We start from the raw sequence: 15,112 nt of genomic DNA on the forward strand, positions 1-15,112 counted from the left end.
ATTAAAGTCTTGTTTCTAGCTTCTTGCTTCTAGCCTCTATAAATTGGAATAGATTTTGAAACCAAATGAACTTGAAATATATTACTGTCGTTTTTTATTCAATAGCTTAAACCCTATTTCATTCAGATGAAAAAATTACTATCCCTTACATTTTTGTTCTTCTTCTTGGGCGGTATGACCATGGCCCAGAGTAAAATCAATTGGCTGACTTTTGAAGAAGCGGCGGCCAAAACCCAGGAAAACCCCAAGATGGTTTTTGTGGATGTGTATACCGATTGGTGCGGTTGGTGCAAAAAAATGGACAAAGACACCTTCTCTGATCCCAAGGTAATTGCTTACATCAATGAAAACTTCTATCCGGTGAAAATGAATGCTGAGAACACCAAGAGGAAATTCATGTTCCGTGGCAAGGAATATACGGAAGCCTCTATGGCCACCACCATGCGTGTTCGCTCTTATCCTAATTTCGTGATCATGGATGCCACCATGGAAAATATAACCCAGTATCCTGGATACAGACAACCTGAGCCTTTCCTTACCGGCCTTACCGGTATTTTAGATAAATTCGGCAAATAAGCCCATGAGTTTTTCCCTTCACGAAAAAGAAGATACCATCATCGCCCTGGCCACTCCTCAGGGGGTTGGTGCCATTGCGGTGATACGTCTTTCCGGTAAAGATGCCATCAAGATTACCAATGAGGTGTTCAAAGGCAAAGACTTGGAAAAGCAGCCATCCCATACTATCCATTTTGGTACCATCAGAGATGGGGAGCGTATTATCGATGAGGTTCTGGTGTCATTGTTCATCTCCCCAAAATCCTTTACCAAGGAAAATGTGGTGGAAATATCCACCCATGGCTCTTCCTATATTGTGAATCAGGTAATCAAATTGCTCATCCGACATGGCGCACGTCCGGCCAAACCTGGAGAATTTACCCAAAGGGCATTTCTCAACGGACAGTTTGACCTGGCCCAGGCAGAAGCCGTGGCTGACCTGATCCATTCCGATTCCGAGGCTTCCCATCAGGCGGCCATGAATCAGATGCGGGGTGGTTTCAGTGGAGAGATTTCCAAGCTGAGGGCGGAGCTGATTCATTTTGCTTCCATGATCGAGCTGGAACTGGATTTCACGGAAGAGGATGTGGAATTTGCCAGTCGGGATGACTTGAGGGTGTTGGTCGAAAAACTCCTTCGGGTGATCGAACAATTGATCGCTTCCTTCGACCTGGGCAATGTGATCAAGAACGGGGTGCCTACTGTCATTGCCGGTAAACCCAATGCCGGAAAGTCTACTTTGCTCAATGCTTTGCTCAATGAAGAGAAGGCTATCGTCTCTGATATTGCCGGTACCACCCGGGATTTCATCGAAGATGAGATTAACATAGGTGGAGTGATTTTCAGGTTTATAGATACCGCAGGTTTAAGAGAAACTACAGATACGATAGAAGCCATCGGTGTCAGTCGTACCCAGGAGAAGATGAAGACTGCTTCTTTGATCTTGTATCTCTTTGACCTTACCGATACGGACATGTTAGAGATCAATCGGGACATCAATAAATTAGAAAATTTGGGGGTGCCTTTTGTTAAAGTAGGAAATAAGATAGATAAGGCTAATTCACAATTTATCAATGAATTAAAAGACAAACATCCAGATACCATTTTTATCTCTGCCGGTCAGAAGGAGAATTTAGATGTTTTGCGAAACCGGATACTTGAATTGGTCAATTTGGACAAGTTCCGAACAGGCAATACCATTGTGACCAATATCCGGCATTACGATTCCTTGGTTAAAACCCGTCAGTCCCTGCTCGATGTTTTGACCGGTTTGGACAATCACATTACCAATGATTTCCTGGCCATGGATATCCGCAGGTCCTTGCACTACCTCGGCGAGATTACAGGAGAGATTACCACCGATGATTTGTTGGCGAATATCTTCAGCAAATTCTGTATCGGGAAGTAACCTTTAACCTTTGAGGTCTTTATTTGACCTCAAAGGTTTGAAATTTCATCAAATGAAAAAAGTAATTTGAAACGAATAATATTTAATCATTATTATCCCACCAATAAACCAAATTTTCTCTTTCAAAAATTTTCCCAAGCATTTCGTATAGCCACCACATTTGCGAAAGCATGCTATAATGAACATAATTTCTTCCAGTCCCATTGAATTGGAAATATTCACTATGCAAAAAATATCGTCCAATTATTGATAAGTATAGAGACCCTAAATCTTGAAGAAATCTAACATCATCCCAAAAACTATCCAAACCTAGACTTTCGATAATATATTCATTATGAGCGATATATTTATCCCTTACAAGCTTAATATTTTCAATCCTTACTCTAATATTTGGAAGTTTAAGAACATCAAGTAAATAGCTTTTAAGTTCATTTGGCGTAACAAATTCCTCTGATGGCATTCTAAAATCTGTAAGTTTCTGAAGTTTTATAAGGTTATCAGCGAACCTTAAATAAATGTTTTCTAGTCTATTATGTTTAACAGCCTCTTCGATTAAGCCTTTTAATGTTCTGGTCTTATACTTTGGATTTTTATTGTCAAAAATTTTAGCCAAATGAAGTATACATAAATCTTGGGAAGATGCTTGAAGAAAGCTCAAAGAAGAAACCTCTGAAAATTCACTTTTCTCTTTCAACAAGTGGTAATGTTCTCCTATTGACCTGTATACAAAGTAATATTGCTGACTTCTATATACGTCATTGGCTATTCCACTCTCAAAGTATATCTTTCAAATCCATATTCAATCAACTTATCCATTCCTTTAATCTCTCCTCTATCCCCTTCTGCCACTGCTTCACATTTTTCATAACAGGGATAAACATCAACGAACACTCAAAATCAGAATCCAACTGAGGATCCTGAATATCAGCATATTTCCCAGAGAAACTTTCCATATTTCCAGGGTAAATCAAAGCCACTTTATTAGCATTAAAGTATTGATGATAGGCATACATTTGTCGGATATCTTCCAAGGAGGGACGGTTATCTTTCAATACTTTCCATTTGGTGTCACAGATAAAGGTTTGATCACCTATTTCTATCCTGATATCAGGTCGGATGGTTCGCCTTGGTCCGTTAGTAGGGTTCCAGAAACTCTTACTGTTTTGAGCGAAGACTTTTAAGCCATTCTTCTTTAAACTTACAAATACAAACTTTTCCCAAAGCACATTCATATCAAACATCAAAGCCAAGACATGGTCTCTGCCCCTACTGAGATCGGGATGGTATTGCATCAAAAATAATCGGGCAATTTCTAAGGCCTTTTGATAGGATTTCGTTTTTCTGTCCAGCGTTAAGCGCTCAAAGGTTTTTTCAGAAACTTTGATTTCAGGCATTTCTGGAAAATGTAACAGTAAGGCTCCTATCCTACTATGAAGTGCCGTATTGGTATTGATTGATTTGAGGAGTTTGAGCGTCTTGTAAAGGACACCATGCAACTCATGGTAGACATCATATACAGTATGCTTGACATAAAAGCGCTCCTGATGAACTAAGTTATACTGTAGGTGTTTGCCAAACTGCAAGCTTCCCTTAAGTGCACTGACATTACCAAGATTTTTCCTGTATTTTTTGACCAAACCCGCATGCATCAAATACTCCAATTCGGACACAAAGTACTCAAAATACAGGTCTAAGATGGTATTGGATTTCAGTTTTAGAGCACTTGAACTAGGGGCTTGAACATCAAATCCATGCACTGCTTTCAACATGCCAATCAAAACTTTTCTCCAACGATCTTGGGTACTGCCATTTTCACTTGGTTTGTCTGCTTTTGGTAACACTTCTATCAAGGTTTCTCCCACTTGAAGCACACCCACAAATTCCTTAAACCTTACACCCTTATGAATTAAGTCAAAATAGGGCACGCCCTTTTCACCATAAAACTTTTGCAGGGCTTCCAAAGTCGTCTCATTTAAAGCATTTTTGTTGGAAGAGCCCCCAAGCTTGACTGACTGATGTTCAAAAACGGTAATATGGTTCCTGGATTTGTTCACTTATTGAATAAGATCAATAATGGCAGTTTTGAAATCTTCTTCATTCATCCTAGAAAGGTCTTTTAAACGGTAAATCTTTCTTTCTTCAAATCCATCATCACCGTAATCAAAAAAACTTTTGAGTTGGACCGTTTTGTTTTTGGTCTCTTCTTCAAAGAATTTCGTGCCCAAGATCAAGCCAATTTTTCCATAATCTCCAAAGAAATACTCTTGAAGTAGTGGTAAGATCTTATTCTGGAAAACAAGTTGAAGATCTCTGATATTTTTAACTTTCACAAAATAACTATGCCCTATCAAATGGTCTTTATCCAAGAGCATTTCTATTCTACCGTTGATGGTTTTTAACAAATTGGAAAGCTGTACTCCGCCAACTACACCATTGAGCTCTTCCAAACCGTAACTTGGAGGCATCTCTTCAAAACTAAACCTTCTTCTGAGAGCTGCATCCAAAGCTTCCACACTTCGGTCTGCGGTATTCATAGTGCCAATGATGTATAGATTAGCAGGAACTCCAAAAGTTTTTTTGCTATATGGTAATTGAACCTGCAACTCCTCCTCTTTACCCAATCGCTTATCTTCTTCAATCAATGTAATTAACTCCCCAAATATCTGTGACACATTCCCACGGTTGATTTCATCTATGATCAAGACATAGGCCTTACCTTTAAGATTTTTATAGTTTTGATGACCATTAACAACTTCTAGCTTTTCTTCAAATGTAAAACTCCTTTGGCCTTTTATCTTTTTTACTTTTTTGGTTTCCTTCCGAATGGCATTTAAAACAGCCCAATAAGCCGATGAATTACTTCCCCCAATGATTTCCCTAAATTGGTCATTGATGTTACTAACATCATTCAAGTTTTTTATTGCTGTATTTAATTTACTCAGCCTAGGCTTTGAGATGGTGTAAGTCCTCATCCCTTCTGGATGCTTTACAATAAAATTTCCTTGAGCAGAAATACTTTCAACAATCACTTTTCCACCACTTTTTGACTCTAATTCAACCGTTTCATTATTGAAAATCTGTTCTTGCACCTTTTCGGAGTAGTTGTCATAAAGAATTGAAAAGTCTAAAACCTCTTCTGTTTCTTTTGATTCCTGAGATTGAATTAAATCAAAAGCAGCATTTACGCATAACCTTCTAAATATTCCCAGTTCCACTTTGTAATTAATGGGATCCCCTTCTTTTTCTGGCTCTACTGGCTTAATCCCTTCAATAAAATCCTCATAACTCATACTTTGGTGAAAGGTGGTAAACACAATCTGCCCATTTTCTACCAATCGGTTATATTCAGCTTTAATTTGATTCCTATCTTGGCTTAAATCGAAATCAGGATGAATAATGGAAATGGCTTTTTCTATGGTTTTGTAGGTTTTTCCTGTTCCAGGAGGCCCGAATAGGATTTGATTGAGTGCTTTATTTTCAGTCACTATGTATTTATCTGATTTTTTTACTTCCTCTGATCCTTTCTGCGAGGTATCTTTCTTTGTTGAAAACTTTTCCAGACGTTCTCTTAACTTGGATTGTTGGAGTTCAAATTCCTCATTTGTCAACTGATGGGCAAAAAATTCAGGATGCATTTCTTTTATCCTTGTGATATTCCTGTTTACAATAGGCATCAAAATTTCCAAATCCTGAAATACATCATACATCAATTCTTCGGTAGTTGAATAAGCATCTTGTCTGCTTTTGCTTTTGTAATTGCATATCTTCTGAGAGGGATTGCTTTTCTTTTTTAACCCCAGACTATCTTTCACGATAGGTTCCAAATCTTTGATTAAATTCAGTGCCCACAAATTTTGATCATCATTTGGGGAATTGGTTTGATTAAGCTCAATGTAGTAAGCTAGCCTTGTATTTTTCTGTGTATACGAAAAAATGACATTGATAAGGTCACCTGCTGACCCAGGATAACCTACTTTTATATTCCATAAGGTGGTTGAAAAATACATCCCTTTTTCAGTACCAATAAAATAATTCTTTTCAGCTCCTTTTGATGCCTTCTGCCTTACTGAAAAATTAAATCGGTTGTCTTGGTTTCTTTTGTCCAAAAAAGCTTCATAAACCAGTTTTTGATAATCGAAATAGTCAAGCATAAGCGTTCGTTTTTAACATAAAATTAAAATCAGTTGTATTTTTCCCCTGGCTCCGCAGCCATTCCTATCTCTGAATCTTTCAATTCATAATTACGGTCTACTCTAACCTGCCCATTCATCAACATCGGCAACAACCAATCCCGCTTTTCCGATAGCTCTTGGTTTTGTTTATCCAAAACTAACTGTTGTTCAAAAATTGGTTCAAGAAGTTTATCAAGTTCCTTAATTATTTCAAAAGGAGGAAGAACTATTCTACTTTGCTTTAAATGATCGATTGTAATATGTCCCATGGTTGTTTTTCTAAGTTCTGCGATCATCTTAAAATGCTTTAAATAACTTTTCACCTCCATGTAATAGAAAGATTTAGGATATTTCTTTGAATGGACTTTAAAAATATGTTGGTTCAATGCACCTTTCCCTCCTGTCCATTGCATTACTTCTAAAGAAGCTGACCAACTAAACAAAATATCTCCATCATCTATAAGATTCTTTTTAGGTATTTTAATTGATGCTCTTTCGGTTGATGGAGTAATCCCATCACGCATTTCTCTAATTTTAATCACCGGATATGAATTTTCTCCCTCCATTGGTCTAAATTTTTGACACGCCAAGCCATTATCAAAAATTGCAATATCCAATAAGCTGGCACTTCCCCATCCCTCCGGCACCTCCCTCTTCAACTCCTTATTCCACACCATCTTTCCCCCTGAAGATTTATAAGGCTTGACATCTTTAGCATTGGAAGTTTCGTCTGCGGGTTTATCTTGACGGAAATCGTATGGAAAATCAAACTGCACAAACCAATAATCATACATCAACTTCGCCATCCCTTCCAATTCGGCATTGATTTTGTTGTTGAGTTCGATTTTGTCATCGATGGCGGATAAGATAGAGGCGATTTTTTGTTGGTCCTCAACAGACGGAACAAAAACAGGAAAGTCGTATAAATAATTTCGGTTTAATGAAGGTTGAGCACTTCCAGAATTCAGGTTTGAGAAGTCTAGACTCTTAAGCAGATAAAAAGTAAATAAGACATTGTTACCTTTAAAATCAGAAACAAACATGGCGGTATTGTGTGGCCAGAAATCTTCTTTTACAAAATGTGCTTGACCGAAGGACCCTCCGCTTCTACCTACCACAATCCCAGGCCCTTTAACTTTAATTTCATTATGGAAACCATTATGCCCCGCAGCTCCAAATACGGGAATGGAGCCTGGTTTTCTTTCTTCGCTTGTTAAATCATAACCTCTTTGAAGAGAGATAAAATTTCCTAAAGAAGTTCTTTTCCAATTATTCATTTTGACTACATTAACAATTCACAACAGTTAACTAAACATGTAAAAATGTCGCTTTAAAACTTTTAATTTAACTCAAACCGTACTCTTCGAGCTTTTTCCAAAATAGAAATAGCTCGAAATTTAATTACAGTCCAATTAAAATCAGTTTTTCCCTTTTCTCCCCATCTCCTTCACCATTCGATCAAAATCACTTTCATACCTCTGATCCTGAATCACCCGAAATTGATCAAATTCGGTTTCGGCTTTTAATTTAGCTTCAATAGCGGAAACTCTTCCGGAGTCCTGCAAGACTTCATACTGATTAAAAGACAGAAAAGCATCCAATCGATTTACCCAATCAGCCATCCTCATGCTTAACTGCCTTCTTGCCATATTCTCAGCAAAATCCAGATACATGGTTACCACTCGGTTGAGCTCTGACAACTCCTTTTCATTCAGATAATTCTTAGCAATACTCACATCGCTCTTCATGATCTTACCTCCTCTTTTTTCATTTTTCCAAGAAGTCAAACCCATCGTAGGATGTTCTGCAGAAGCCCTCAGTTTGATCAGTTCAGCTGCAGTATGCCCATGAATAGCCCAGTGCAGTTTATTTTGAACAGTTGCATAAAAGTCTTGGGTAATACTAGACTTGGGATCATAATCTATGGAAGTGGCATAGATATCGGTTATTTTTTGATAAAATAATCGTTCACTTGCCCGTATCTCCCGGATTCTCTCCAGAAGCTCTTGAAAATAATCTCTCCCAAATACCTGATTGCCCTGCTTTAAACGCTCATCATCTAAAGCAAAACCTTTGATTAAATATTCCCTTAAAATGCTTGTTGCCCACTTCCGAAACTGGGTAGCTTGAATGGAATTAACCCTGTATCCTAAGGCAATGATAAAGTCCAAATTATAAAATTCAAGACTCCTGCTGACCTTTCTTTCTCCCTCTTCTTGAACTGTTCGGATTTTCCGAACAGTTGACTCTCGGTCTAGTTCTTTGGTCTCAAAAATATTTTTTGTGTGCTCACTGATCGTAGATTTTGAAACACCAAAAAGCTCTCCGAGTGTCTTTTGAGTTGCCCATACTGTTTCTGATTGCTCATCTACAATTACCTGAACATTTACCTTCCCATCTGTGGATTGATAAAAAATAAAATTGGTTGGATTTTCATTTCTTAGCTCCATATCAATTCATTTTCAACCGCTTCAAATTCCCCAAAATTTCCCCATCCAATTTCTCTCCCTCTGCAAACAAGCCTTTCAGACGCTCCTCAAAACCTACCAATTTTTCTTGAAACTCCTCTTTCGTGATGTCCACATATTCTATCTTGACTTCAAAATACTGCCCAGCAGAAAAAGAATAATTTTTCTCCTTCACCTGTTCTTTGCTAACCACCACAGAGAGGTCTTCCACAGCTGTTTTGCTATTGAAGGTCTCTATAATTCTAGCTTCTTCCTCAGGCGTGAGTACGGTACGTTGGTTTTTACCGTCTTTCACGGTCTGTCCCAGTTTGCTGGCATCCATCAGCACGATATGCTCGCTGTCTGCATCCTTGTCCAGAAAAAGTACTGACACATTGGTTCCCGTGCTGGCGAAGATATTGCTGGGCATGCTGACCACTCCACGAAGCCAACCCTTATACACCAATCGCTCCCGTATCTTTTTCTCTATCCCACTTTGAGCAGTGATAAATCCTGTGGGGACTACAATAGCCGCCCTTCCTTTTTCACTCAGGCTGTACATGATATGCTGGATAAAAAGCAGGTAAATGGCCATGGACTCTTTTTTGGCCTTGGGCACATTGGGAATCCCTGCAAAGTAACGCTCCTTAAAGGCATCTTTTTCCAAATCATCCCTGAAATCGGAAAAGTCCAGCTTAAATGGAGGATTGGATACAATAAAGTCAAATTTGGTATCCAGATAATAGGGCTGGGCAATGGTATTGGTCTTGATGATATTGGGAATACTGTGGGTCAGGTTATTCAGGATTAAGTTCAACCGCAGCATATTGCTGGACTTTTGGGAAATGTCTTCCGAATAGATGGAACAGTTGTCCTCTCCTATCTGATGGGCCAAGGACATCAGGAGTGTTCCCGAACCAGCACTGGGATCGTAGCAGCGGACTTTTTTGACAGGTTCCGGCACCATGATCTTGGCCATGATGCGGGCCACGGCATGGGGGGTATAGTATTCGGCATATTTTCCACCCGAATCAGAGTTGTAATCCTTGATCAGGTACTCGAAGATGGTGGCAAAGAAATCATACTTCTGTCCAAACATCTCCTCAAAGGAAAACTCAAAGAGTTTGTTGATCAAAGCTCTGCAGAAAGCATCCCGTTGGGATGAATCGGAGATAAACTGACTGAGTTCATCAAACAAGGAATCTTTGGCACCGGAAAAGGACTTGACTGAAAAGACTTCTGCATTTTCTACCGATATCTGTCTCAGCGTATCGTCAAAGGTTTTGGCAAAGTCTCCTTCATTCTGTCTGTTGTGCAGGGAGGAAATCAATTGATGGGGCTGCAAACGGGGTACATTGGGATGCAGTCCAGCTAATAAGAACTGATAAGCTTCCCCGTCCAGTTTTTCCAGAGCTTCGGTAAAGTTCTCAGCGGCTGCCAAAGCAGGATCTTCTTTACGGACTTCAAAGCGGAATTTGTCATTCAAAAACTTATACAAGACCACCTGCGTGATGATTTTAAACTCATTCCCATCGTTGCCTAATCCATAATTGGCGCAGACACTTTTGAGATTGTCGATGAGTTGCTTGGTCTTGTTGATAAAACTGATATCCTGTGTCATGGGTACTCTTAACGTGCTTGGTACTGTTGTAAATATTCTCTTAAAATCAGGTGATTGATCTTTTGGGTAGTTTCAAAATCCAAGGGGATATTTTCCTTTTTCCTGAATTCTTGCACCACCTGTTGCATCAGGTATTTGGTGAAGAAAGCTTCGTTTTTGAGGATATCTTCCTGTCCTTCGAGCTTATCATCCACCGCTTGCTTCACCTGCATCAATGCCCTGTGAAGCTGCATTTCCTTGGCAGACAATTCGGATTTCTCACTCAGGCGCTTATGGATGCGGGTGTATTTTTCATCCTGTGCATATTTGGCTTTGAGCAGGGCATTCTTGCGGTTGAGTTCCTTGGCCTGATCATAAATCTTCCGCAGCAGGCGCATATTTTCCTGCATATCCGATTGCTTGGTTTCAGAGAGGTTTTTTTTTCTAAAAATCCGCTCTAATTCCTCCCGCAAGTTAACAAACTCCGGGTCTGCCTGATCAAAATTTTGTTGTAAAGCTTCTCGGGTTTTTCGAAGGGCATCCTTGTATTCATCGGCGAGTTTGAGTTCCTCCTCTCCCACTTTGATAAACTGAAAAACGATATCCTCCAAGGCGGTGTTGAGCAGGTTTTGAGTGGCTTCTTCCTGTCCTATGTTTTCGACAAAGTTCAAGTTGTCATAGCGGTTTTGAGCCTCGATCAGTAATCGGTTAAGCACCTCAAAATCTACTAATTCACCCAATCCTTCATAGCCATTGACAGCAATGATGTTTTTCAGTTCCTTGGCAGTTCTCAGGGCTTTGATCAGCTGCATCAATTCCTTTTTCTCTGTAACCTGTGCGATCTGTTGGGAAAAGAGCTCTTTGTTACTGGTATCGTATTGAAAAAGGGTTTCTTGAATCTGATTCAATTCTTCCCTGATTTCCTGTTCCGACTTGAAAAGATGGGAATACATATCCATTTCATCTCCCAACTGCTCCTGCAATTCCTGGAAATACAATTGATTGGTACGATCAAAGGCTTTGGAGATATCTGCAAAATCTACCACATAGCCGTATTGGTAGTGTTTATAGGGCCTATTGACCCTGGTTAAGGTCTGTAACAGGTTATGGTCCTGAATCACTCGTGCCAGGTATAATTTCTTCAATCGCTTGGCATCAAAACCCGTAAGCAACATATTGTAAACGAAAAGTAGATCTACTTTTCCTCCTTTAAAAGCTTTGATCAATCCCTTGCGGGTGAGTTTATCATTTTCATCATGGAGAATCAGTGCTGCGGTAAGTTGGGTATTTCTACGTTTTCCATAGGAAGCCCTTGGTAAATCGGCCGCAATGGACAATTTATCGGCTTCTGTTTCCTGAATCCCATAACGGTCCTGAAAGAGTTCAAAAAGCATTTTTGCTTGTTTGGAGGAGTCGCACACCACCATTCCTCCCAAACTTTCATCCTGCCAATGATCCCGAAAGGCAATCAGATCCTGGCAGATATAATCAAGCAGGCCATTGGCAAAGCGCCGATCTGCATAGACATCGGAAGCTTTGATTTCTCCTTTCAGCACTTTGATCTGCTCCATCACCTCCTGCATTTCCATTTTGAACTTGCCTTCGATTTCCTCACGAATAAGCCTTAGTGTATAACCATCCGCAATGGAACGGTTGTAGTAATACTTGTGGATATAATTTCCAAACAACAATTTGGAATCGTATTCTTTGGCTACCTCTTTCAGCAAAGGAGTTCCGGTCAATGCGATGATGACCGCATTTTTATCCGAATTGATTAGATTGGCCAGGTAATTTCCTTTGGGATTGTAGCTTCTGTGGGCTTCATCGAGGAAATACACCCGCTGCGTTTGAATGTCATAATTCGGAATCATCAAGGCAGTAGCGTCCTGAGAGAACTTTTGGATATTGACAACCGTGATTTCTGCTTCTCCAGAGTCGTTGTGAATGGATGCCACTACTTGCATATCTTTGATAAAGTCTTCCCGTGAATTGACCTGCTTGACTTTGAGTCCCCGATTGGAAAACTCCGTCGATGCCTGAATCAGCAAATCCAGTCGGTCGACGATGAAGTAAAACTTAGGGATAATCTTTTTCTTTTGGAAAAAGTCGGTCAGGTGCTTGACGTTATAATAGGCCAAGGCCGTTTTGCCTGAACCCTGTGTATGCCAGATAATTCCTTTCCGCTTGCCTTCTTCCAGTTTGGCAGCAATAGCCATCGTTGCAAAAATCTGAGGGTAGCGCATGATGTGCTTTTGTCGGTTGATGCTGCCATCATCCTTGAGTTCATCCACGTAGGCAAAAGCATATCTTAGGATAAAAGCCAAGCGCTCCCGACTGAACAAAGAAGTTAGGATGCGATGGGTTGGGGTATTGACATTTTTGTTGGTCTGGAATTCTGGACTATGCTTGATTACCTGAAGGTTATTGTCTTTTAGAATCACACTTTCCTCCTGATCCGAAACGGGCAGGAGTTTTTGGGTAACGGGATAATCCTCATCTTCCCTGAAATAATTGAAATGCAGATTAGCATAGGCCGAGGTCGCATAAAAAGCTCCGAAAATGGGTTCAACAATACCGTCTTCATATTCCATATTGTTGGAAAATACCATCAATTGGGTGATGTTGGCAAAGCGCCGGAAGTACTTGTTCTTAAAACGGGTATTGATACGGTTGCGCTCGTTGATGACACCTTCTTTGTTATGGGGCTTTTTGACTTCGATAAAAGCCAAAGGCATGCCGTTGATCAGCACGGTAATATCCGGGCGGAATTCCTCTTCCCCGTTTTTGCAGGTAAGTTCGGTAGTTACATGAAAACTGTTATTCCCAAAATCATTGAAATCAATCAATTTGATGCCTGAGGTGGAAGTCAGCCTTTGATGGAATTTTTTGCCCAAGTCCTCATAATCAAGTTCCAAGGTAATCTCATCCAACAAACGGATAATCTCTTCTTTGGTAGCGGGGGGATTAATTTTTTGAAGGCTTTCCACAAAAATATCAGTGAAGATATTGGATTCTTCCCTGCGATGTTGTTGAGATAGAGGGATATATTCAAATCCAAGGCGCATCAGGTGCAAAATTGCCGGGATCTTTACCCTCGAGTTTTCATTAAAAGCCATGCTATCTAAAAAAGGTACATTAATGTTTAGGTGATGAATATAGTACGGGAAGCGGGTATTTGCAAGGTAAAGTGGTTGGAAGGCTAATGTATTTGATTTTTAAAATTTTATGTAGCAAAGAGTCGACCCAGAATGGGTCGTATATTTATAGAATTATGATAATGATTTAGGACCCATTGACCCAGAATGGGTCATATATTTATAGGAAAGCGGTCAATCATCCCGCACCCCGACCCTGAAGGGGTCGCATATATTCCGTAATATTATTCGACACCCTTCGGGGTCGGTGGGGAACATTTAACCGATATTGCTTGCTATAAATATACGACACCCTTCGGGGTAGTTTGGTTTACCTTAACCGTATTTTTGCTATCAATCCCACCCAATTCACCTGGCTATGACCTTGAAATATCCTTTGGAATGTTTTTTAACGGCAATCCTTCCCTTTGCATAATTAGAAATCTTCCCATCATGGATAAAAATTGATAATGAAATGAACCTCGATTGATTTTGAAAACCCGTTGACCTAGAATGGGTCATATATTTATAGGAAAGGCATCAAAAGCACCATCACAGACCCAGACTGGGTCGCATATTTTTGCAATATTGTTCGACACCCTTCGGGGTCGATGGGGGACCTTTAATAGATGATTGTTGCTATAAACATACGACACCCTTCGGGGTCGCCTGGTGACATTTACCAGATAATTGTTGCCATAAATATACGACACTCTTCGGGGTCGAATAGGTAGATTTAACCGATATTGCTTGCTATAAATATGTTAACCCTTCGGGTTAATTTGAGATCCCGAATTTAGGATGTATTTTTTTCCTTATTGGTAATTGAATTTGAAACACAACGACCCAGAATGGGTCGCATGTTTATAGAATTATGATAATGATTTAGGACCCATCTGACCCAAAATGGGACGCAGATTTATTGCATCACAATGACGAGATAGTGTCCCATTTGACCCAGAATGGGTCAAATATTTATAGCAAAGCGCTCGATACCCCGCACCCCGACCCTGAAGGGGTCGCATATTTATAACAAGGTTCTTGACAGTGGGCTCACCGACCAAGATTGGGTCGAACTTAAAATTAATCGGATAAATTGCCCTCCATTTCCGTAATCAATTGTTCAAAAACCATTCATTTTTTAAATTGAATTTTGATTTTGGATACTCTAATTCAATCTTTTATAACCTTTAATTTTTGAAACATGGCTGGTACTTTTTCACAGATCTACATTCAACTTGTCTTCGCAGTCCAAGGAAGAAATTCACTTATCCAAAAATCATGGGAAGACGAATTGTACAAATACATAACAGGAATTATTCAAAATAAAGATCAAAAATTATTGGCTATAAACGGCATGCCTGATCACATTCATATTTTGATTGGCCTAAAAACTTCTTTTTGCTTGTCCGATTTGGTGATGGAGGTAAAAAAGGCATCCAATAAATTTGTAAATGAAAAGAAATTTTGTCCTTATCAATTCAAATGGCAGGATGGGTATGGCGCTTTTTCTTATTCCCATTCTGCATTGGACAGGGTAATTGCTTATATCAACAATCAAAAAGAGCATCATAAAAAGAAGACCTTCAAACAAGAGTATAAGGAGTTTTTGAAAAAATTCCAGATTGAACATAAAGATGAATATTTGTTCAATTGGATTGAAGACAATTGATGTTTTTAAGATAAAATATACGACACCCTTCGGGGTCGGTGGGGAACATTTAACCAATTTTGTTTGCTATAAATATACGACACCCTTCGGGGTCGGTCGGTTCATGAATCCAAATCTTTTCTAT

General features: G+C 39.5%; 10 protein-coding genes. 3 read left to right on the plus strand and 7 right to left on the minus strand.

Annotated features, from left to right (window positions below; genetic code table 11):
- Positions 1 to 126 precede the first annotated feature (126 nt).
- Positions 127 to 576, plus strand: coding sequence for a thioredoxin family protein (locus tag B879_RS17625; protein ID WP_009186573.1), 450 nt, complete (start codon positions 127 to 129; stop codon positions 574 to 576).
- A 4-nt stretch (positions 577 to 580) separates the two neighbouring features.
- On the plus strand, positions 581 to 1,963 hold the full coding sequence (mnmE, locus tag B879_RS17630) for a tRNA uridine-5-carboxymethylaminomethyl(34) synthesis GTPase MnmE (RefSeq protein ID WP_009186574.1): 1,383 nt from the start codon (positions 581 to 583) through the stop codon (positions 1,961 to 1,963).
- A gap of 82 nt (positions 1,964 to 2,045) precedes the next feature.
- Here mnmE and B879_RS17635 read toward each other — a convergent pair whose 3' ends face one another.
- The 7 genes from B879_RS17635 to B879_RS17665 form a co-directional block, all read right to left on the minus strand.
- Positions 2,046 to 2,657 carry an AbiU2 domain-containing protein gene (locus B879_RS17635; RefSeq protein WP_040401057.1) on the minus strand — a complete coding sequence of 204 codons (612 nt, stop codon included), beginning with the start codon at positions 2,655 to 2,657 and terminating at the stop codon, positions 2,046 to 2,048.
- A 109-nt stretch (positions 2,658 to 2,766) separates the two neighbouring features.
- Positions 2,767 to 4,017 carry an McrC family protein gene (locus tag B879_RS17640; RefSeq protein ID WP_009186576.1) on the minus strand — a complete coding sequence of 417 codons (1,251 nt, stop codon included), beginning with the start codon at positions 4,015 to 4,017 and terminating at the stop codon, positions 2,767 to 2,769.
- On the minus strand, positions 4,018 to 6,114 hold the full coding sequence (locus tag B879_RS17645) for an McrB family protein (protein WP_009186577.1): 2,097 nt from the start codon (positions 6,112 to 6,114) through the stop codon (positions 4,018 to 4,020).
- A 29-nt stretch (positions 6,115 to 6,143) separates the two neighbouring features.
- Positions 6,144 to 7,412: a restriction endonuclease subunit S gene (locus B879_RS17650; protein ID WP_009186578.1), complete on the minus strand. Its 1,269-nt coding sequence runs from the start codon at positions 7,410 to 7,412 to the stop codon at positions 6,144 to 6,146.
- Positions 7,413 to 7,553: 141 nt separating this feature from the next.
- Positions 7,554 to 8,585 carry a virulence RhuM family protein gene (locus tag B879_RS17655; protein ID WP_009186579.1) on the minus strand — a complete coding sequence of 344 codons (1,032 nt, stop codon included), beginning with the start codon at positions 8,583 to 8,585 and terminating at the stop codon, positions 7,554 to 7,556.
- 1 nt (position 8,586) lies between these two features.
- On the minus strand, positions 8,587 to 10,203 hold the full coding sequence (locus tag B879_RS17660) for an HsdM family class I SAM-dependent methyltransferase (RefSeq protein ID WP_009186580.1): 1,617 nt from the start codon (positions 10,201 to 10,203) through the stop codon (positions 8,587 to 8,589).
- Positions 10,204 to 10,211: 8 nt separating this feature from the next.
- A complete protein-coding gene (locus B879_RS17665; RefSeq protein ID WP_009186581.1) occupies positions 10,212 to 13,298 on the minus strand; it encodes a type I restriction endonuclease subunit R in 3,087 nt (1,028 codons plus the stop codon).
- A 1,222-nt stretch (positions 13,299 to 14,520) separates the two neighbouring features.
- Here B879_RS17665 and tnpA point away from each other — a divergent pair.
- On the plus strand, positions 14,521 to 14,988 hold the full coding sequence (tnpA, locus tag B879_RS17670; RefSeq protein ID WP_009186582.1) for an IS200/IS605 family transposase: 468 nt from the start codon (positions 14,521 to 14,523) through the stop codon (positions 14,986 to 14,988).
- The last annotated feature ends 124 nt before the right edge of the window (positions 14,989 to 15,112 follow it).

Origin of the sequence: Cecembia lonarensis LW9, assembly GCF_000298295.1 — a bacterium.
GTDB lineage: Bacteria > Bacteroidota > Bacteroidia > Cytophagales > Cyclobacteriaceae > Cecembia > Cecembia lonarensis.

Coding starts and splice junctions, on each gene's coding strand:
- B879_RS17655 (WP_009186579.1), bottom strand. CDS start 8,585: ATGGAGCTAAGAAATGAAAATCCAACCAATTTTATTTTTTATCAATCC.
- tnpA (WP_009186582.1), top strand. CDS start 14,521: ATGGCTGGTACTTTTTCACAGATCTACATTCAACTTGTCTTCGCAGTC.
- mnmE (WP_009186574.1), top strand. CDS start 581: ATGAGTTTTTCCCTTCACGAAAAAGAAGATACCATCATCGCCCTGGCC.
- B879_RS17625 (WP_009186573.1), top strand. CDS start 127: ATGAAAAAATTACTATCCCTTACATTTTTGTTCTTCTTCTTGGGCGGT.
- B879_RS17665 (WP_009186581.1), bottom strand. CDS start 13,298: ATGGCTTTTAATGAAAACTCGAGGGTAAAGATCCCGGCAATTTTGCAC.
- B879_RS17650 (WP_009186578.1), bottom strand. CDS start 7,412: ATGAATAATTGGAAAAGAACTTCTTTAGGAAATTTTATCTCTCTTCAA.
- B879_RS17645 (WP_009186577.1), bottom strand. CDS start 6,114: ATGCTTGACTATTTCGATTATCAAAAACTGGTTTATGAAGCTTTTTTG.
- B879_RS17660 (WP_009186580.1), bottom strand. CDS start 10,203: ATGACACAGGATATCAGTTTTATCAACAAGACCAAGCAACTCATCGAC.